Annotated in this window: 11 protein-coding genes; all 11 read left to right on the forward strand. The window is 66.9% G+C overall.

Translation table 11 applies throughout. From position 1 onward, the window contains the following. Positions 1-251: 251 nt before the first annotated feature. The 11 genes from LZC94_10560 to LZC94_10610 all read left to right on the forward strand — a co-directional run bounded on the left by LZC94_10560 (position 252) and on the right by LZC94_10610 (position 20,930). Positions 252-1,781: a DUF4041 domain-containing protein gene (locus LZC94_10560; GenBank protein WXB17691.1), complete on the forward strand. Its 1,530-nt coding sequence runs from the start codon at positions 252-254 to the stop codon at positions 1,779-1,781. After that, positions 1,778-4,933, forward strand: coding sequence for a TerB N-terminal domain-containing protein (locus LZC94_10565; protein WXB17692.1), 3,156 nt, complete (start codon positions 1,778-1,780; stop codon positions 4,931-4,933). The genes LZC94_10560 and LZC94_10565 overlap by 4 nt, the downstream gene beginning before the upstream one ends. Further along, on the forward strand, positions 4,930-6,261 hold the full coding sequence (locus tag LZC94_10570; GenBank protein WXB17693.1) for an ATP-binding protein: 1,332 nt from the start codon (positions 4,930-4,932) through the stop codon (positions 6,259-6,261). Before LZC94_10565 ends, LZC94_10570 begins: the two co-directional genes overlap by 4 nt. Before the next feature lie 3 nt (positions 6,262-6,264). After that, positions 6,265-8,445: a DEAD/DEAH box helicase gene (locus tag LZC94_10575; GenBank protein ID WXB17694.1), complete on the forward strand. Its 2,181-nt coding sequence runs from the start codon at positions 6,265-6,267 to the stop codon at positions 8,443-8,445. A 246-nt stretch (positions 8,446-8,691) separates the two neighbouring features. Then, complete coding sequence (locus LZC94_10580; protein WXB17695.1) at positions 8,692-9,726, forward strand: hypothetical protein; 1,035 nt, start codon at positions 8,692-8,694, stop codon at positions 9,724-9,726. Between the two features lie 580 nt (positions 9,727-10,306). Continuing rightward, the gene (locus tag LZC94_10585; protein WXB17696.1) at positions 10,307-13,342 is read left to right on the forward strand and encodes a DEAD/DEAH box helicase; all 3,036 of its coding nucleotides are present in this window, start codon (positions 10,307-10,309) and stop codon (positions 13,340-13,342) included. Positions 13,343-13,365: 23 nt separating this feature from the next. Continuing rightward, positions 13,366-14,514 (forward strand): DNA repair exonuclease, encoded by a 1,149-nt coding sequence (locus tag LZC94_10590; GenBank protein WXB17697.1) that lies wholly within the window; start codon positions 13,366-13,368, stop codon positions 14,512-14,514. A 1-nt stretch (position 14,515) separates the two neighbouring features. Further along, positions 14,516-17,968 carry an AAA family ATPase gene (locus tag LZC94_10595; protein ID WXB17698.1) on the forward strand — a complete coding sequence of 1,151 codons (3,453 nt, stop codon included), beginning with the start codon at positions 14,516-14,518 and terminating at the stop codon, positions 17,966-17,968. Between the two features lie 188 nt (positions 17,969-18,156). Further along, positions 18,157-18,768 (forward strand): DUF4142 domain-containing protein, encoded by a 612-nt coding sequence (locus LZC94_10600; GenBank protein WXB17699.1) that lies wholly within the window; start codon positions 18,157-18,159, stop codon positions 18,766-18,768. A gap of 449 nt (positions 18,769-19,217) precedes the next feature. Continuing rightward, entirely contained in the window at positions 19,218-19,589 is a 372-nt protein-coding gene (locus LZC94_10605) for a hypothetical protein (GenBank protein ID WXB17700.1), read from the forward strand. A gap of 195 nt (positions 19,590-19,784) precedes the next feature. Further along, positions 19,785-20,930: an acyl-CoA dehydrogenase family protein gene (locus LZC94_10610; protein ID WXB17701.1), complete on the forward strand. Its 1,146-nt coding sequence runs from the start codon at positions 19,785-19,787 to the stop codon at positions 20,928-20,930. The last annotated feature ends 2 nt before the right edge of the window (positions 20,931-20,932 follow it).

Genomic DNA, 20,932 nt, shown 5'->3' on the forward strand with positions numbered 1-20,932 from the left:
CGACGTCGCGACAAGAAAAGCCGCGAGATGTTCGCGCGCTCATCGTTCCGCCTCGCCGAATGCCGATTCGCATGTGTTGGATGAACAACCGAGACCCGTCGTAACGCCTTGAAAAAGGCGTTGTGCCGCGCGTTGGCGAAAGCGGTGAAGCGTGGTTTATTCCGGCTTGCCCTTCGGGTCGCGTTCTTCGATCTTCGTACATCGTCGTTTTTCGTATTTCGTTCGTGCAGACGCAAATGGAAACGGTGCCTATGACCATCGTATGGGTAAGTTTGTTCGTACTCGCGTTGCTGGTGATCGCGGTGCTCGCGTGGGTGCTCCACCGAACGAATCGAGAGCTTCGTACCGCGGAGGCGCGGGCGGCGCACGAGGCTTGGCAAAAGAATGGGCTCGCCCATCGGGTGCAGGAGCTGAGCAAGTATCAAGCGATCATCGACGTCGACGTGTATGTGGCGCAGGCCCGCACCACGGTCGCGGGCATGACGAAGGAGGCCGAGGCGTCCGCCTTGGCCATGACGCAGCAGGCTCACCTCGAGTCGAACCGCATCATTTCGGAGGCGAATGGGAAGGCGCACGAGATTGCGGGGGAGGCGATGGCGGCCGTACAGAAGGCCAAGGGGCTGGAGCAGACGGTGCGCGCCATGCAGAACGTCATCGACGGATACGGCGAGCGTTATGTCTTGCCCAGCAGCGGCTTACTCGACGAGCTCGCGGGGCAATATGGCTTTGCCGAGGCGGGAAAGAAGCTGAAGGAGGCCAGGGAGCGAACGAAAGCCATGGTCAAGCGCGGGCAAGCCGCCGAGTGCGACTATGTGGAGACCAACCGGCGCGCGACCGCCGTGGCCTTCGTGCTGGACGCCTTCAATGGGAAGGTCGACAGCGTTCTTGCGGATGTCGGGGATGGGGATTTCGGCACGCTTCGGCAGAAGATCCTCGATGCGTATACCTTGGTGAACCATCATGGCACGGCGTTTCGGAATGCGCGGATCGCGGGTGGCTACCTGGAGGCGCGTCTGGAGGAGCTGAAATGGGCCGTCGCGGTGGTGGAGCTCAAGGCGCGCGAGCGGGAGGAGCAGCGGGCGATCCGGGAAAAGATGCGCGAAGAGGAGAAAGCCCAGCGCGACTACGAGCGTGCCTTGAAGGACGCGCAGAAGGAGGAAGACGTTCTACGGAAGGCGATGGAGAAGGCGCGCCTGGAGGTGGCAAAGGCGGGGGTCGAACAGAAAGCCCTCTACGAGCAGCGGCTGCGCGAGCTGTCGGAGAAGCTCCGCACCGCGGAGGAGAAGAACCAGCGCGCGCTATCCATGGCGCAGCAGACCAAGTCGGGTCACGTGTACATCATCTCGAACGAGGGATCGTTCGGCCAGCATGTCTTCAAGATTGGTATGACGCGCCGGCTCGAGCCGATGGATCGCGTTCGTGAGCTCGGCGACGCGAGCGTGCCCTTCGAGTTCGATGTGCACGCGATGATTCGAAGTGACGATGCGCCCGCGCTCGAAAACGCGCTCCACCGGGTGTTCGTGCAATATCAAGTCAACAAGGTGAACGCGCGAAAAGAGTTTTTCCGGGTCGCGCTGGCCGACGTTCGCCGCGAGATCGAGCGGCTTGGGATTCACTGCACGTGGACCATGACCGCCGCGTGCCGAGAGTTTCGGGAGACGCAGGCCCTCGAGCGCTCGCTGGCATCGGATCCGGGGCGAGCCCACGCGTGGATCTCGCAAAACATCCGTGAGCATGCCCGGTCGATGGCCGAGGCGCCATTGGTGGAGGCCGAGGCATGAATTCCCCGCACGACGGCTGGAAGCTCTCCGCACCGAGCGCGCTGGCGAGCGCCTCGGCCTGCATTCGTGTGCGGTCGCTCGGCGCGGGGTTTCATTACGAGCGCTTCGACGAGGGGCTTCGGCAATGGTGTCCCATTTCCAGTGAGTGGGTCGGCCGCGAGATCGCGCGTCACCTTCGCCGCAAGGACCTGTTCAAGACGTATGCGGTCGTTGCGCTCGTCTTCGTTTTGCTGGCTTTGCGCGTTCATGGGGTTTTCGGTGCCATGGCGTTCTTTGCCGCATTGGGCTGCGGCGTGCCCGTGTACCGCTGGTCGAAGCGGCGGCGCACGGTGTCGTTTGCGTACGATTCGAACGATGTCGAGGTGGCGCGACGGGCGGGGCTTTGCAGCGCCGCCGGGCGGTGGCTGGCATCCACCCATGCGCTCTGGCACGTCTACCATGCGGTGACGACCTTGGATCTCCGGCGAAATGCGGGGGCTGGAACGCTCGTTCGCCGGGTGCAAACGTCGTGTCGCGCGCAATCGCCGCGGGAGTTCGCGCTCCAGGCGGAGGCTTGGTCGGTGTGGACGGGCGGCCGGCATATCCTCTTTTTGCCCGACGCGTTGGTGGTTTGGGAAGGCGCCTGGGTCGGGTTCTTCCCCTATGAAGAGCTCGCGGTTCGAGCCGCCGATACGCGGTTCGTCGAACATGGATACGGTGTTCCCCGGGACGCGCGACAAGTCGATACCACATGGAGGTTCGTTCGCAACGATGGCGGGCCCGATTTGCGTTTCAAGGGCAATGCCCGGCTGCCCGTCATGGAATACGGTGAGCTCGAGATCGGATTTCCGCGGCATGGGCATCGTTTGATCCTCCAGACATCCAATCGACATGCCGCCCACGGCGCCGCTGCCGCCCTGGCCGAGCTCTCGCGTTGGTGGGTATCCCGCCACGCGGTGCCCGCGCCCGTGCCGGCTCACCACGCGGTGCCGGCGCCCGTGCCGGCGTACCACGCGAGACCGGCTCATCATGTGGCACCGGCGCCCGCTCCGCGCCCGCCGCCCCCCGTGGAACGGACGCCACCCCCTCCGCGGCCGCGGATTCTGCCGCAACGATTCATCGGACCGAACGAACCCATCGCCGTCGCCGGTCGCGCGATCGCGCACCCGCTCACCTACGTCTGCCGCGAGCGGCACCAAGGGATCGACGCGAGCGCGATCGTGACCGACGCGCCCGTTGGAGACGCGGATCGCGCGCTCGGCCTCCCGTACTGGCCACGCTACAGCGAAATCGATCCCGATCAGCGGGCGCGGTACCTGGATTGGATGGCGGCAGGCCGCAGCGATCCGGCCATCGCGATTGGATATCCGTTCATCTTCTTTTACGGCCTCGAGCGGCGCATTCTGCTCGACGACGCCGACCACGAGCTGGTGCGGCGAGAGGTCTCGCGCCTGCTCTCCATTCATGGCGCGCACCCGTCCTTTCGATCGTACGCATCGGAGCTCCTGGCGTTCGAGGCGCTGCGGCAGATCGAGCGCGCTCCCACCGCGCCGGAGGGCGACGTCGAACGATGGCTCGCCCCCATGGCCGCGAACACGCCCACGGCCCTCGTGGGCCTCGCCGCATGGTACCAGCGACGCGGCCTTCCCCTCCCGGCGCGCCACGCGGCCCTGGTGGTGCAGGGCATGGAGGAGGCCAAACGCAGCACGCTCGTGACCCACGCCGCGGCGGAGCTCTCGGAGCTCTTTGCGCTTCGCTACCGCGACGCGTTTGGCGACGGTCTCGTGCTCGAGGCCGCGAAGCGGCCGCTGACGATCGACTATCGCCCCGCGAGCAGCACGCTCCTGCGCGAGGCGCAAACTCCGGACGCGCTCCGCCTCGCGCTCCCCAATGTGCTCGGCCGGCCCGCGCAGTTCAAGCCGGCCGTCGCCATTTGGAATCAGTGCATCGACGATCTGCGGAGAACGAACCGGCGAAAGGAGAGTGGCAAACGCGCGCTGACGGCGGAGGCTTGGGCCGCCTTGCCACCCGAGCTGCGCGCCCGATGCGATCACCCCGATCAGGACGCGTGGGACATGGTCGTCTCGGCCGCGCCGCGGCTGTCGACGTACCATGTCCTCGAGGCGGGCGCGCTCGCCAAGCTCCTCGGCGCCTCCGAGGCCGAGAAGGTGACCGCGGTTCAAATGCGCAAGATCGGCGAGCGCGCCGCCGAGGTGGGGTATGCCCTCGAGCCGGACGGGCGGGCTCGCACCAAGGCCATGCGGTGGAACGAGGAGGTCGTGGTGTGGCGCTCCTCGGATGTCGGCCGGCCAGATCCTCGAAAGCACGAGGCGATGTTGGCCATGATGTCGCTCGCCGTGACCATCGCCATGGCCGACGGCGTCGTGACGGAGGACGAGCACTCGGCCCTGCATCGGGTCTTGAGCGATATGTTCGAGCTCGATCCTCCCATGCGCGTGCGGCTCGATGCCATGAAGCACCTGCTCCTCCGCCAACCGGCGCGCGCCATCGCCGTTGCGAAGAAGCTGCGTTCGAAGCTCGCGGCGAACGAGCTCTCCAAGGTGGCCCGCGTCTTGGTGCTCATCGCGGCCGCCGACGGGACGATCGCCAAAACGGAGCACGAAGCCTTGCGCGCGTTGTATCGGGCCATGGGCCTTTTGCCGGAGGAGCTCGAGGCGGCGCTGGCGCAGACGGGGGCCAAGATGGAGCGCGACCTGCCCGCGCCCGCCGCCAACGAGGTGCGACTCGATCCGAAGGCGATTCAAGCCATCCTGGCCGACACCCACGACGTCAGCGCCATGCTGGCCCACGTCTTCGACGGCGACGAGGACGAGTCGCCGGCGCCGGTGAGCGAGGCGCGCGATTCCAAATCACCCGAGCACGCGCCGACGCCCGAGCACGCGCCCACGCCCACGCCAGAGCGAGCCTCGGCGCCCATCGCGGCTTTGGCCGCCGGGCTCGACGTCCGTTACCACACGACCTTGGAGGCGCTCTTGACGAAAACACATTGGCCCCGCGACGAAGTTCGGAACCTCGCCGCGCGGCACCATTTCATGCCTGGCGCCGTTTTGGAGAGCATCAACGCATGGTCCGATGAGACCTTGGGCGACTTCCTCATCGAGGACCGAGGTGATTGGCACGTCAACATCGAGCTTACGAAGGTTGCGCCATGAGCATGCAAACGCGAGCACCCGTTCGCATCAAAGACCGAGACCGACAAGCCATCCTCCGAGCCTTGCGCGCCGGGGTCGTGCCGCGCGTGGGGCTCCAGCACATTCAAGTCGGTCGCAAGGCGGAGGTCGCGGCCATTTTGGACGACTTGAAGCACGCCGAAGAGGGAGGCGCCGGTGTGCGATTCGTGATCGGGCGATTTGGCGCGGGCAAGAGCTTCTTTCTCAATCTGGCCAGCGTGGTGGCGATTGAAAAGGGCTTCCTCGTGGCCCGCGCGGATATCACCACCGATCGGCGCCTTCACGGCACGGGAGGGCAGGCGCGGGCGCTCTTCGCGGAGTTGATGCGCAACCTCGCCTCCAAGACGCGGCCCGATGGTGGGGCGCTCGGCGATGTGATCGAGCGATGGCTCTCGATGGTCGTGCAGGAGGTCGGAGAAGAAGGCGACGCCATGGATCGGGCCATCGTCGAGCGTTTGCGCCCGCTCGAGGAGCTCGTGAGCGGGTTCGAGCTGCACCAGCTCCTGTATCGCTATTACACGGCGCAGCGGACGGGCGACGAAGAGACGCAGCGGGCCATCATCCGCTGGCTTCGGGCGGAGTACGACACCAAGACGGAGGCCAAGCGCGACCTCGGCGTTCGGACCATCATCGAGGACCGCGACTTTTATGATTACCTGAAGCTGTTCGCCAAGTTTGCGCGCATCGCAGGCTACAAAGGGCTGCTCGTATGCATCGACGAGCTGGTCGTGCTCTCGCATCGCCTGGCGAGCAAACAGGCGAGGGCATCGAACTACGAGGCCATCCTGCGCATCCTGAACGACTGTTTGCAGGGCCATGTCGAGGGGCTCGCGATCCTGTTCGGCGGCACCGACGAGGCCTTCGCCGATAAGCGCCGGGGGCTCTGCAGCTACGAAGCGCTGGCGACGCGCTTGCAGCACAATGAGTTTGCGGCGGACGGGGTCGATCTCTCGGGCCCCGTCCTTCGCCTGAAGACCCTTACGCCGGAGGATCTCTACGTCCTCCTCGCGCGGATCCGCGACGTCTTTGCGCGCGGCGAGCCATCGAGCTATTTGCTCCCCGACGAGGGGCTGCAGCTCTTTCTCGAGCACTCGCAGCGAAGACTGGGCGAGGACTATTTTCGCTCGCCGCGCGACGCGGTGGTCCGCTTCGTCGGCCTGCTCCACGTGCTCGAGGACGATCCGCAGCACGATTGGCGGGCGGCGCTCGGACGGGTCGATGCCCTGGCGGTGCCGGAGAGCACGTCCGCCGAGGCGGAGCCCCGGCCGGTGCCCGAGGAGGCTGGCGATCTGGTGGACTTCGAGCTGTAGGCCATGCGCGAGGCCTTCGACGCATTGCACACGAACGTGCAGCGCAAGCTCTGGGACATGCGGTGGACCGAGCTCCGGCCCATTCAAGTCCAGGCCATTCGCCATCTCCTCGGCAAAGGCGGCGATTGCATCCTTTCGTCCCCGACGGCGAGCGGAAAGACGGAGGCGGCGTTTCTCCCCATCTTGTCCGCCATCGCCGACGATCCGGCGGGCTCGGTGCGTGCAGTTTACATCGGTCCGCTCAAGGCCTTGATCGACGATCAATTTCGGCGGCTCGAGGAGCTGTGCGAGCGGCTGGAGGTGCCCGTGCACAGGTGGCACGGCGACGTGGGGGATGGCGCGCGAAGGCGCCTGCTGGCGGCGCCGGGCGGCGTTTTGCTCATCACGCCCGAGTCGCTGGAGGCCATGTTCGTGCGGCGCGCCACCGCGATGCCGAGGCTCTTTCGCCGGCTCGCGTATGTCGTGGTCGACGAGATGCACGCGTTCCTCGGCACGGAGAGGGGCGCGCAGCTCGTCTGTCAGCTGCATCGTTTGCGCATGCGCGCGGGCTGCGATCCCGTGCGCATCGGGCTCTCGGCCACCTTGGGCGATGCCCCATCGGCGCGGGGCTGGCTGCGCCCCGGCGGGCCCGCGGCGACCTTGATCGAGGACTCGGCGAGCGAGACCACGTTGGCCATCCGGGTGCGGGGATTGTGGCGCCGCGCCCCTCGCGCCGGCGGCGAACGCGAGGACGCCATCGAGGTGGATACGAGCCTGGTGGAGCTCGCGCGCGCCATCCTCCTCGCCGGAAAAGGAAATACGAACCTCATCTTCGCCAACGCGAAATCACGAATCGAGGCGCTGGCCGACGCCCTCGTACGCGAAGCCGAATCGATGCAGCTCGCGGACGCCATCGTGGTGCACCATGGCTCCCTCTCGAAGGAGATGCGCGCGCACGCGGAGGAGCGCCTTCGCGCCGCCGGCCCCTGTTCGGCCGTGTGCTCCAACACCCTCGAGCTCGGGATCGATATCGGGCAGATCGACGAGGTGGTTCAGGTCTCCGCGCCATGGTCGGTCGCATCGCTGGTGCAGCGGGTGGGTCGCAGCGGACGGCGGGCCCATGCGCGAAGGGTCCTACGTGGCTATTTCGTCGAGGACGCCGCCGACGCGCAAAGCGTCGTCTGGGATGGGCTTCACCTCGAGTTCCTGAGGGCGGTGGCGCTCATCGAGTTGATGCTGGAGCGATTCCTCGAGCCACCGCACCTCGGCCGCGCGCACGCGTCGACCCTCATTCATCAGATCCTGTCGACCTTGGCCGAGACCGGCGGTGCGACGGCGGCCGTGCTCTACGCGCGCGTGGTGGGGTCGGGCGCATTTGCGGCCGCGACGCCCGAGAGCTTTGCAGAGGTGCTTCGGGAGCTCGGGCGGCGGGATCTCATCGAGCAGATGGGGGATGGCAGCCTCGTTCTCGGGGATCGAGGCCAGGACCAGGTCGATCATTACACCTTCTACGCGGCGTTTCATGCGCCCGAGGAGCTGCGCGTCCTTCATGGGGACGACGTGCTCGGCACCTTGGCCGAAGTGCCCCCACCCGGTGAGCACGTGATCTTCGCCGGACGACGATGGCGGGTCGATGCGATCGACATGGAGCGCCGCGCGGTGTTCGTGAGCCCTTCGAAGGGTGGAAAGCCGCCCGCGTTCATTTCGCCGCCCGGGCTCGTTCACCCCGAGGTGCATCGGAAAATGAGGGAGCTCCTGCTGGGAGGGAACGAGCCCGCCTATTTGGATGATGTCGCCAAAGCGATCTTGAAGAGCAGCCGCGCGACGGCCGCGCGCGTCGGGTATTTCGCGCCCAGCGCGCAGCCGTTTGCGGGCGGTCTGCGCCTCTTTCTCTTTGGTGGTACGCGTGTTCATAAAACGTTGTACTTGGTATTGGCGCGCGCGGGCATCGACGTCGATGTCTATGACATTGGGCTCGAAGCCCGCGGGGCCACCGAAAATATCGTCGATACCTTGCGCGCGTTTGCGAACGCGCCGGACCCTGAAGGGCTCGCGGCCTTTGCCGATGAGAAGCTCGAACAGAGGCGGTTCGGGCGGGAGAAGTTCGAGCCATTTCTACCGCCGTCGCTTTGGCGCGCGGTGTTCGTGCGCGAGGAGCTGGACATTCCGTCGGTGGTGGTCATGGTCCAAGGGATCACCTCGTGATGACAAATCGGCACCCTCTGGGGCTCACGCCGTTTCGAGGCGAGCACGCGGCTCGGTGGCTTGACATCGTGGGATACCCATTCTAGGACCGAAGTGTACGTTCTTTGGCGACCGCCTTGCGGGGACGAGATGAAGACAAAGACGCTACTCCTCGGTAGATGACCGTATAAGCGCGCTGAAACGGCGCGATTGGCGCACGAGCAACGGTGTGCCGAGCCCATTCACTACTTTCACCAGGAGAAACCCATGTCCAAGCGAAATCCGTCTACTGCGATGGTGCGGGTGAGCTGTGTATTGGTGTGTGGTATTCTTGCGGGCTGCAGCGCGGACGGCGCGGAGCGTGCCTCGGACGAAGGGGGCCGTTTGAAAGAAGGTTCCCAGGAGCCTGTACGAGAGCGCGGCCAGGAGCCAGGGGCCGTCCAGGCGGGGCAAGAACCAGGCGCGTCTTCATCGTCGTCTTCATCGGGCGCGGCGGCCTTGATGTGGAACAGCCTTCGCGCCGCGGCGCTTCAAGATACGCTGGAGGACGCCGCCGAGAAAGGTGGGGCGGGCGAGGCGCTCTGGAGCGGGGTGTATCTTTACTCGGCCCCCACCAGCACCAACAATTACGCCTGGGCCCGCGGCTTTACCACGAATTTGCCATCGCTCCCCGAGTGCCAATGGGTCGACGTGGGCAACGGGGGTGTATGCCAGCGCGTGCAGTGCAGGCCCGTGGAGAAGAACACCAGCATCGGCGACGTTCATATCCTGGGGACGAATCCGCCGGTGAAGCTCTCCCCGGACAGCAATGGGAATTACCCAACGTTCGATTCGACCAACGCATTGTACTCTGCGGGCGATCCCATCCTGGCGCTGGTGACGGGCAACGACGACCGGCGCGGCGGGTTCATCGCGTTCTCGTTCGCGCCCGAGCCTTTGAAGCTCACCTCTCCCCAATACGATCCGGCCGTGGGGCTGGAGGTCGATCGAAATGCGGATTTCCGGATCGCGTGGACACCGTCCAGGAGGCCCGAGCAGGCCAAGAGCCGAATCAATTTGTATTTCGGCACCGCCGATTATTCATCGTTCGTCAATTGCGGTTGGCCACAACGTTCGGGCAAAGGCACCGTCCCCGCGGCGCTCCTTCGGGATCTGCCGGCCGGACCCGGTGTCCTTGGCTTCGCCACCATGGTCAAAAACGTCCGCGAGCCGAGCTCGCAAACCAAGAGGACCGAGCTTCGCCTGAGCACCGACGTGTATGTGCAAGGCAAGTCGGCCTCCGGCGGCGCCACGTTCAAATAGTGCCCCGTCTGGGCCGCGCGCATCTCGAACCTTCGACGGAACCATCTCTCTGCGCGTCGCGCGCCATCACGCGGAACGTGCCGGGACGTCGGCGATGCTTTCGTGCAGCAAGCGCGTGAGCTCGCGCGCGGCGGCCACCGCGCTTTGCAGCTCGAAGGCGGTGGCCGTACGGTGCCCGCTCGAACGGGTGAGCGGAAGCGGTCGCCACGAGAATGCTTTTGACTTCGGTCATCCTATCCGGAGAAGGCATTGATCGAGCCATTGCAACGAATTCGACGGTGCTGGCGACGGCTGGGTTCCCGGCGGCCCCCGGTCTGCGAGCCACCTCTTGCGACGTCGTGGCGTCGCGACGTCGCGACGTTGCACATATCGAAGTAGCGATTGTGCGCTGGAGCGATGATGCGCTGAGCCGCGCACATTGGGGCGATGTGGTCTCGACGCTCCAAACCTCGTCGCGGGCATTGGAAAGACGAGAACCGTCGCTCCACCTCTTGACGTCGCGAACGGTGGTGAGCTTACTGGGCGCGTGTACTCGGCCCGTTCGCCGAGGAGGCTATCTCCCAATGAGTCGACGTGTGAGATGACGACGTCCAGCTGGCCCATGGGGTCACTCCACGCCGTGCAGCGGAGGTATCTCGCGGAGGATCTCGTTCGGCTCCGGCGCGCCGACGAGCAGCGCAGGTATGCCGCTCCGCAGCGCGCGGCCAAAATCGACCCCAATCCGCATCAGATCGAGGCCGTGATTTTTGCATTGGCCCGCGTTCGCGAGGGCGGCTGCATCCTGGCCGATGAAGTCGGTCTTGGAAAGACCATTGAAACGGGGCTCGTCATCGCGCAAATGCTGGCCGAGGGGGCGTCGCGTGTGCTTCTGGTCGCGCCCAAACCGCTCCTCGGGCAATGGCGTCAGGAGCTCTTTACCTTGTTCGACATCGAGGCGCGCGAGGGCCGCGCGGCCCCGGGTGGTTTCGATGGTCCCGGCGTGTTCCTCGTGGGGCGCGAGCAGGCCGGCAGCGAAAAGGGGCGCGATGCATTGCTCGCATCGTCGCGCTTTCAACTTTGCGTGATCGACGAAGCGCACGAGGTCTTTGCAGGCCTCTACAAGCGCTACGACAAATTCGGTGAGCCCAAGAACGACGCCAAAGAGGCCCGCACCGCCGGCCGGCTCCTCGAGGTCCTGGAGGCGTTCGAGACGCCGGTCATCCTCCTGACGGCGACCCCCATTCAAAACAACCTGGCCGAGCTTTGGGGCTTGGTGCGTTACGTCGACCCGCTCGGCACGCTCCTGGGGGATCTCCCGACCTTTCGCGAAGTCTTCTGCGGCACCGACGATCGCCAGCTGGCGCGGGGCCAGGAAGACGAGCTTCGTTCTCGCTTGAAGACGGTCATCCAGCGCACCCTGCGCCGGCAAGCGCAGGAGTTCCTCGAAAAGCCCTTCGTCGAACGCCAGGCGCGCCTCTTCGAATACGAAATGAGCGTGGAGGAGCGCGCCCTTTACGACGACGTCACGAAATACCTCCTGGAGCCGGGCATCATCGCCTTTCAGGGGCGCCATCGCCAGCTCCTCCTCATCGGCTTTCACAGGCGCATGGCGTCGTCCACGCGCGCGCTCGCCGTGAGCCTCCAGCGCGTCGTGGACCGACTGCGCCGAAAGCTCCGCGGCCAAGGCGACGACGGCGCAGACGTCGCGAGCGTGCTCGACGACCTCGAGCAAAGCGATGTCTCGTATGGATATGGGCGCGGCGAGCCCGAGGACGAAGACGAGGAAGGCGGCGACGATCTCGGGCCCTCCTTCACGCCCGAGGCCATTCAGGGCGAGCTTCAGCGGGTCGAGGGCTTCGTGCGCCGCGCCGAGCGCCTCGTGGGCGACGATGGCAAGCTCCGCGCGCTCCTCACGGCGCTCTCGTTCGTGACCAAGCAAGCCCGCGAGGGCAAGGGGGCGGGCAAGCTGGTCATCTTCACGGAGTCGCTGGTCACCCAAGACCATATCCGCGAGCGCCTCGTCGAGAGCCGTTTGGTGCGGGAGGACGAGATCACCCTCTTTCGTGGGACGAACGACTCGCCCGCAGCCCGCGCGGCGCTCGGCCGATGGCGCGACGAAGCTGCATCGGGCGAAGGCCCCGAGCCGAGCAGCGAGATGGCCATGCGCCTGGCGCTGGTGCACGAGTTCAAGACCCGCTCGCGTGTCTTCATCTCCACGGAGGCCGGGGCCAAGGGGTTGAACCTCCAATTCTGCGACGCCCTGGTGAACTACGATCTTCCCTGGAACCCGCAGCGCATCGAGCAGCGTATCGGCCGCTGCCATCGTTATGGCCAGAAGAACGAGGTCACCGTCATCAACTTTCTGGCCAAGGACAACGAGGCGCAGCAGCTCACCTTCGACATTTTGAGCCAGAAGCTCGATCTCTTTGGCACCGTGCTCGACGCCTCGGACAAGGTGCTCCACCACGGCGACGCGTCGGCGGGCGGTGTCCTCGCGAGCGCCCTCGGCGCGGAGCTCGAGGCCGAGCTCCGGCGCATCTACGAGCGCTCGCGCACGGTGGACGAGGTGACCGCGGAGCTGCGGAGCCTGCGCGAACGGGTCGTCGATCACCGCCATCGCTTCGAGGACACCCACGCGCGCACGGCGCAGCTCATCGAAGAGCACCTCGACGACGACGTGAAGCGGGTGCTCCGCCTTCGCCGTCAGGAGCTGCCCTCGGCGCTGGCCGAGCTCGATCGCGACGTGTGGAGCGTGGTGCGCGCCTACCTCGAGGCGCGGTCCATGCTCTACACGATCGAGCGCACGGACGCGGGGGAGGTGCTCCACGTGCCGCCTTGCACGCGCTTGCCCGGGGCGCTGGCGGACGGCGTCTCGGCCGCCCTCGGTGTGGTGGCCGGGCACACGTCCCTTCATCTTCGGCACCCGCTCGTCCTGGCCGCCGTGGCCGATGCGCGCGCCGCCGTGGACTCCATTCCGCGCCTGGTCATCCGGCTTCCGGCGCATGCGCCGCCGGAGCTCGAGAAGCTGCGCGGAAGGCGGGGACGTTCGCGGATCGTCAAGCTCACATTCGACGGCTTCGAGAGGGTCGAGCGGCTGTTGCCGGTGACCGTGCTCGAAGGCTACGACGAGGCCGTCCCCGCGGCCATTTCGGAGGCGCTCTTGCGCGCCGAGATGCGCGACGCGGGCGCGATCCTCGACGCCTCGTCGGTGGAGGGCGCTCTCTCCGGGGTCATCTCGGACGACGATTTGGAGGACGCGACGGAGGAGCTCCTCTCCGCCGCGCAGCAGGAGGTCGACGCGGCGGAGCAACAGCGCTTCGAGCGCGCCGATTTCCAGGCGCAGCGCTTCCTCGAGGATCGACTGCTCGTGCACCGGCGCCGCCGCGACGATCGCCTGCGCAAGCTCGAGGAGGCGCAAGTCCGCCGCGATTCGGCCATGGGGTCCGAGGCGCGCACGGCGGCGGAGCGCCGCGTGCTCGAGCTCGACGTCGAGGTGACGGAGTTGGAGGCGGCGATCGAGAGGCTCGAACGCCGGGAGGACAAAACCTTCCAGCGCTTTCACGATCACATCCACCAACGTCGGTATCGCCCACCCACTGTGGATCTCCTGTTCGAGATGGAGCTCGTCGTCGAATGAACGCTCATGCGGAGGAAGACGTCGTGTTGAGGCTACTGCACACCGCGGATTGGCATCTGGGCCGCCGGTTTCCGAGCTTTGCCGAGGAGGCCGAGCGAAAGCTCACGCGCGCGAGGGTCGATGTCCTCGAGCGCATCTTCGGCCTGGCCGAGCGCCGCATGGTGCACGCGGTCCTCTGCGCGGGCGATCTCTTCGACGATCCGGTGCCGCTGCCCGAGTGGTGGGAGCCCCTGGTCGAGCAGCTGACGAAACGAAGCTGGAAGGAGCGCCCCGTCTTTCTGCTGCCGGGCAACCACGATCCCCTTTTGGCGGACTCCATTTGGGCGAAGGGGAGCAAGTTCCGGAGCGCTCTTCCAAGCTGGGTGCATGTCGTCGACAAGGAGCTCTTCGAGTTCGAGCTGCCGGGCCATGCGGTGCTCCATGCCGTGCCGTGCACGAGCAAGGCGGGCCAGCGGGATCCCACGGAGCTCATCCCGACCCGCGCGGCGGGCGATTCGCGCATTCGCATCGGGATGGTTCATGGCAGCACCTTCGATATGCGCGATTGCCAAACGAACTTTCCCATTTCACGAGACGCCGCCATCGACCGCGGCCTCGACTACCTGGCCATCGGCGACACGCATGGCTTTCGGTTCGTGCCCCCCGATCGGCGCGAGCCGCCGACGGTGTACCCGGGCGCCCCCGAGCCGACCGCCTTCGACGAGCGCGATCCCGGCAAGGTGGTGATCGTATCGGTGAATCGCCGGCGCAAAGTCTCGGTGGAGACCGAGGTGGTCGCGGCATGGAAGTGGGAGGAGCACGCCGTGACGTCGATGGCCGAGCTCCGTCAGCTCCGTGCCCGCACGGATCTCGAGCGCAGCGTGGTGCGGCTGCGGATCGACATGTGCGTACCCGCGCCCGAGTACGAGGAGGCGGGGCGCCTGCTCGAAGAGCTCGGAGGGACCGCGGCCACGCACGGGCGGGCCGGCATTCTCCAGCTCGATCGCACGGGGCTCGTGCTCGATACGGCCACCATCGACGCGCACTGCGCCGATCTGCCCGACGTCCTCCAGAGCGTCGTGCGCCGCCTGCGCGCCGAGGCCGATGCGGCGGAGGCGTCCGATCCCCGGCGCGCGCAGATCGCGCGGCGCGCCCTCGTCCATCTCTACCAGGTGACCCGAAAGGCATCGTGACATGTGGTTCAAGCAGGTCGAGGTCAAGAACTTCCAGGCGATCGAGAGCGCCAAGGTGGAGCTGGGCCGCGGTCTGAACATCCTCTTCGGTCCCAACGATCTCGGAAAATCCACGCTCGCCAGCGCCATGCGCGCCGCCCTCCTCGTGCAGCCCTCGTCGACGGAGGCCGACGGCTACCTCCCCTGGTTGGCCGACGCCGTGCCGGAGGTCTCGCTCACCTTCGTGGACGACGAGGGCCATATCTGGCGCGTGCGAAAACGATTCGGCGCCGGGAGCGCGCAAAAGACCGCCGATCTCGAGCACTCGAAGGACGGTCTGGCGTTTGCGCACGACTGCAGCGGGCGCGCGGTGGACGAGCAGCTCCGAAAGCTGCTCGGGTGGGGGATCCCTTCGCCGGGAGGAAAGGGCGCGCCCAAGGGGCTGCCGACGAGCTTTCTCGCGCACGTGCTCTTGGCGAAGCAAACCGAGGTGGAGAGCCTCTTCGATCGAAGCACCGAAGAGGACGGGGTCGCGTCGGGCAGGGAGCGCTTGCGCAAGGCGCTGGCCGCGCTGGCGGAGGATCCCTGGTTCAAGAAGGTGCTCACCGAAACGCAGAAGAAGGTCGATGAGTACTTCACGCCCAAGGGGCACCTCAAACGGGAGCGAAAGTCACCGTTCGTGATCGCGGACACCGCCATCAAGACCAGCGCCGCGAAGATTGACGTGCTCCGGAAGCGCGTCGCCGAATCGCGCGCCAGCGAGGAGAGCATCCGCCGTTTGCAGGAGGAGTGCAGCGCCGCGCGCGACGCGCACCACCGCCTCGCCGCGGAGCTCGCGACCGTGCGCAGGCAGCATGCGCGAACAGGGGAGCGCGCCCTCGCCGAGGAGGCGCTCGCGCGGGCGAAGACGGTGCTCGATGGGTTCGAGCGGAAAGCCAAGGACATCGTCGAGCGCGAAGAGCGGGTGAAGGCGCTCGAGGCCGAGGTGACGGTGGCCGAGACCGAGGTCGCCGACGCCAGCGCCGAGGTGGCGCGCTGCGAGGCCGAGCTGCGGCGCGCAAAAGAGGTCTTCGATACCGCAAAGAGCGGAGACGGCGAGCGGCAGCGTGAGCTCGCCCGCGCGAAGCTCGACGCGGAGCGCGCCGAAGTCATTCTCCGCATCGGCAAATGCGAAAAGCGGCGCGAGGGTTTGGAGCGCGCCCAGCGCGCCATGATGGCGGTGGAAGCGGCCGACGCCACGAAAAAGGCGGCTCGGCTCGAAGCCGAGCGCGCGGGCGCGGCCGAAGGGGCGGCCAAGCGGGGGCTGGTGGAGGCCGAAAAGGCGCTGGACGGCGCGCGCGCGCTCCTCGCGTACGGGCAATGGCATGCGGCCGACGCGGCGATGAAGCAAGCCATGGAGGTGAAGTCCGAGGCGGAGGCCCTGGGGGCCAGCGCCATCAAGAAGGAGAACGATGCGGCGGAGCGCGACGCGCACGCATCGACCAGCGAGACCACGGCCACGTCGCGCCAGGAACGACTGCCCGATGCGGCGCTCACGCGCAGGCTCGAGGAGCTCGAGCAGCAACGGGCGGTCGCGCAAGCGGCGCTCGGCGGAGGCTTCTCGCTGGCGCTGAAGGGCTCGGGCGCGGTGCCGGTGCACATCACGATCGATGGCACCGAAGCGATGGCGGGCACCGCGCTCCAGGGGCGGCTCAAGCTCGACGGTGAGCGCACGGCGTTTCTGCGTGTGGGGGAGCTGCTCGAGGTGGAGATCCACGCGGGCGCGGCGGACAAGCTCCACGCCCTCGAGGTCCTGGACGAGCAGTGGGCGAACGAGGCGGAGCCGGTCTTCGAGCGCGCGGGGCTGAAGACGACGGCCGCGATCCGCGACGAGAGCGCGGGCGTCCGGGAGCTCCTGACCGCGGCCTCCAACCTTCGCAGCGAGGCGAGGCAGCTCCGGACGGAGGCGGAGGCGGCGCGGCAGGCGGCCCGCATGAAGGAGCAGCAGTCGCGCGAGCTCGTTGCACATGGGCGTGAGGCCGAGCCGTTGAAAGCCAAGCTACGCGCCCTCGATCCGGAGGCGCTCGCGCGGTCGTTTGCGGCGCTGGGGAACACGTGGAGAGAAAAGGCGGCGCGCGACGTCGCCGCGAACGAACGAGCCTTGGCGCTCGCCCGCGAGGCATGGGAACAGGCGGAGCGCGCGCGTGATCGCGCCGTTTTTCGGGTCGACGAGGCGGACAAGAGCGCGGCTTCGGCGCAAACGGAGTTGGAGTCCACGTGCGCGGAGGCCGGCGTTGGCGAGCCTGGCGACAATGCCGATACCGCCGACGCCATCGAGCAAGCGCTGGCGCGGGTGCGCGAGCAGCTCTCCGAGCACAGCGCGCAGCGCGCGGCGATCACGGACAAGCGGCGCGATCTCGAGGGCGAGGAGCCGCCGGCGCTGGTGAGCGCCAGGACGTCGATGGTGGAAGCGCAAACCAAGCACGCCCAATCGCTCGCGCAGCGCACCCACGCCGACGAGGCGCGGAAGCGCGCGGACGCGGAGCTCGCCATGGCGCGGGGAGGCGTCGAGACCCTGCGCAAGGAGCTGGAGAGCGCGGACCGGGCCGGCGCCGAAGCGCGCTTCCTTCACGAGCGGGCAGCGCTCGACGCGTACGCAGACGATCCTCGGGTGTCGGCCGACGACGTGGCCGCCGCCGAGCGTCACGAGGCGGACGCCAAGGCCGAGTACGATCAGCTGCGCGCGGAGCTTCACCAAGCCGAGGGCGCGCTCACCAAAGTGGGTGGCCCCGGGGATCGGGACGAGCTCGTTCGCGAGGAAGAAGCCCACGCCCTGGCCAAAGAGCGGCTGGACGAGCTGGAGATCGACGCCAAGGCGTGGATGCTCTTGCGCCAAGCGCTCGACGAGGCGGAGAAGGAGCAGGGCACGCACCTGGGGCGGTCCTTGGCCGTCCCCGTGTCGGAGCGGCTGGCCGAGCTCACGGCGGGGCGCTACCGCGCGCTTCACCTCGACCCGCACCTTCGGGCCGAAAAGGTGGACGTGCCCCTGGTCGCCACCGACGACAATGTGCTCGACGCTTTGTCCGTGGGCACGCGCGGTCAAATCGCGACCTTGCTTCGGCTCACGGTGGCCGAATACCTCAAGAGCGCGGTGGTCCTCGATGACCACCTGGTGCACACCGATGCCGATCGTCTGGGGTGGTTTCGCGACATGCTGCGAAAGACCGCCGTGGCCACGCAGGTGATCGTGCTGACGTGCCGGCCGCACGATTACATCGCTGCATCCGAGCTGCCCGAAGGCGACGAGCGCCGCGATCTGGCGGGGGGCGCGATCCGAATCGTCGACATGGCGCGCGCCCTCCGGCGCTGGACCACACCGCGAATGGACGCTCCGTCGACGTCGGCCTCGCCCCCGATTTCGACGTCGGCCTCGCCGCCAACCTCGGAGCGCCAAGAAGCGCCGCCGCGCATCGAGCACGAGTTGACCAACGGGTAGCGCTCCGGGACCGCACCGCCGGACGTCGTCGGCCACGTCCGAGCTCGCCGGAACCGGTGTTTGCGGGGGCGCTTGCCTTGACAAGGTGCGGTCATGTTACTAAGAGTAACTTGCCGTCGCCCGCGGCGGCCCATGGGCGCGGCGCGCGGGGAGTCATTTGTTATCGACGGCAACGAGGTGCTACGGCCATGATGAATCGAAGGACGAAACGAATCGGTCCCATCGCCATCTTTGCGCTCGCCGCCGCGACGATGGCGGCCGGATGCCACGCGAGCACGCCGGAATCGAACGTGGATACCGCGCCGTACCGCGCGCTCGCGCACGACCCACGCGCGATGAGCGACAAATTGTTCGTGCTCGGAGAATACCGTATTGGCATGCGCGAGCGCGCCCTGGCAGATATCGTATTTCAGCGCACCCCCGATCCCGAGCTGAAGGAGATGGCCAAGGTGGTTCGCGACGGCCACCAAGCCGGGGTCGAACGTCTGCGCACGATCGCCGCCGAGCTGGAGGTGACCTTGCCCACCCGCATCGCCCCCGACGAACAGGCCAGCATCGAGGCCATCGGCAGCCTTCCGCCCGAGCAGCTCGTGCGCGTATTCCTCATTCGCCAGCGCGCGATGCACGCCTGGGACATCGCCATCTTCGCCGATTACGCGGACGTCGTCGTCAACGACTCCCTCAAGCGCTATGTCCGCGAAACGATGATTCCCCTTCGTCAGCACGCGGACCAAATCATCCGTCTCGCAAACGCAAAAGGGATCGACGGCGGATTCGTCACCGTGGGCGGACGATCGTGATCCCGCGCGCGTGCGTTTCGCGCTTTGCCATCCGTCTCGCAAACGCAAAAGGGATCGACGGCGGATTCGTCACCGTGGGCGGACGATCGTGATCCCGCGCGCGTGCGTTTCGCGCTTTGTCATCCGTCTGGCAAACGCAAAAGGAATCGACGGCGGGTTCGTCACCGTGGGCGGACGATCGTGATCCCGCGCGCGTGCGTTTCGCGCTTTGTCATCCGTCTCGCAAACGCAAAAGGAATCGACGGCGGATTCGTCACCGTGGGCGGACGATCGTGATCCCGCGCGCGTGCGTTTCGCGCTTTGCCCTCGCGCATCGCCATATCGCCGCGTTCGATTCCAAAAGACGAGCTCGACGCATTCGTTTCGGGAATGATCGCGTAGAACCGGCGGTTCGCGCGGTAGAGATGATGTACCGTAAAGTCGTACCCGCTTGGTTGTTGCTCTCGACGATGATGATGATTCCCGCCGCTTCGTATGCCGATACGGGCGCGCAGAAGCCCTGTGTTTTCCACGAGCATCGGCCGGTATCGGTTTCGCCCTACCGCATCGAGGAACGCGTTGGACGAACGAGCTTCCGCGTGCTGCGCGGCGCCGAGGTTTACGTGCAGGCCGAGCCCGGCCTCACCGCCGAGTGGCTTCGTCTGAAGATGACGCGCCACCTGGCGGAGAAGCACCCGAGCATGCCCGACTGCGCGCTGGACGTGGCCTCCGTGCGGGTCGAGGTGGAGTCGGCCGGGGCGGGGTTCAAGGTCCGAATCATCGCGCCCGACACGGCCACGGGCGAAGAGGTCCTGCGCCGCGCGCGGCTGCTCGTCGCATAGTTGTCCGTCGCGTCGTGGCTCGCGGCGTAGCTGCCATGGAATCGGTTCGCGCGCCCTTCGCGCGAACAGATTGCCCGCCCGCGGCGAACAAGTTGTGCACACAGACTGCCGCACCTTGGAGCGTGCGGCATCGAACGTCCTTCATCGTATCACTGGTACGGTTGATGCTCGACCACGGGTCGAGGTGATGGACACGTGGACTTCGAATGCTCGCCGCAACAACGGGCGCTCTACGAGCGTATCTTTCGATTTGCACGGCAGGAGCTGGAGGCGATTTGCGCCGCGCGCGGTTACGACACGCTGTTCGGCCGCGACGAGATGCGCCTTTGCGGTGAGCACGGCCTGCTCGGCTTATGCGTGCCGGACGCCGAGGGCGGCGGCGGACGCGGGCTGCTCGACACCGCCCTGGCGATGGAGGCGCTCACCCTCGGAGCGGGCGACGTTGGCTTGGGCTTCGCCATCGCCGCGCACCTGTTTGCGTGCTGCACGCCCATCGCCGAGTTTGGAAACGACAAACTCCGGCGGCGCATCCTCCCGCGGCTTTGCTCCGGCGAATGGATCGGCGCCAACGCCATCACCGAGGAGGGCGCCGGCTCCGACGTCTTCGCGATGACCACCACCGCGCGCCGCGAGGGCGACGTGTACGTGCTCGACGGCCAGAAGTCGTTCGTCACGAACGCGCCCATGGCCGACGTCTTCGTCGTCTTCGCCAAGACCAACGCCGCGCACGGCTTCTTGGGGATCACCGGCTTCGTGGTGGAGCGCGGTACACCGGGGCTCCACATCGGGCCCACCTTGGCGAAGATGGGGCTCTCCTCGATCCCCGCCTCCAGCATCGAGCTTCGGGGGTGCGCCGTTCCGATGGGCAACCGGATCGGTGAAGAGGGGCAGGGCGGCGTGATCTTCGGCCGTTCGATGCAGTGGGAGCGGGCCGGCCTCTTCGCGATTTGGACCGGGGACATGCAGCGGCGGCTCGAACAGGTCATCGCGCACGTCAAGACGCGTCGCCAGTTCGGCCAGCGGATCTCCAAGAAGCAAGCGGTCGCGCATCGCATCGCCGATATGAAGCTGCGGCTCGAGTCGTCGCGTCTGCTCTGGCAGCGGGCGTGCTTCCTGCTCGACCGCGGAACGGCGAGCGCGCTCGATGTGTCGATGGCCAAAATCGCCGTGAGCGAGGCGGCCATCGCCTCGAGTATCGATGCGATTCAGCTCTTTGGCAGCAAGGGCTATTTGCAGCCCTCCGGGGTCGAGAGGGCGCTGCGCGACGCCATGGCCGCGACCATCGCCTCGGGAACGTCCGAAGTGCAGCGAGATATCATTGCCCGAGATCTGGGGTTGTAACC

The organism is Sorangiineae bacterium MSr11954 (assembly GCA_037157815.1).
GTDB lineage: Bacteria > Myxococcota_A > Polyangia > Polyangiales > Polyangiaceae > Pendulispora > Pendulispora albinea.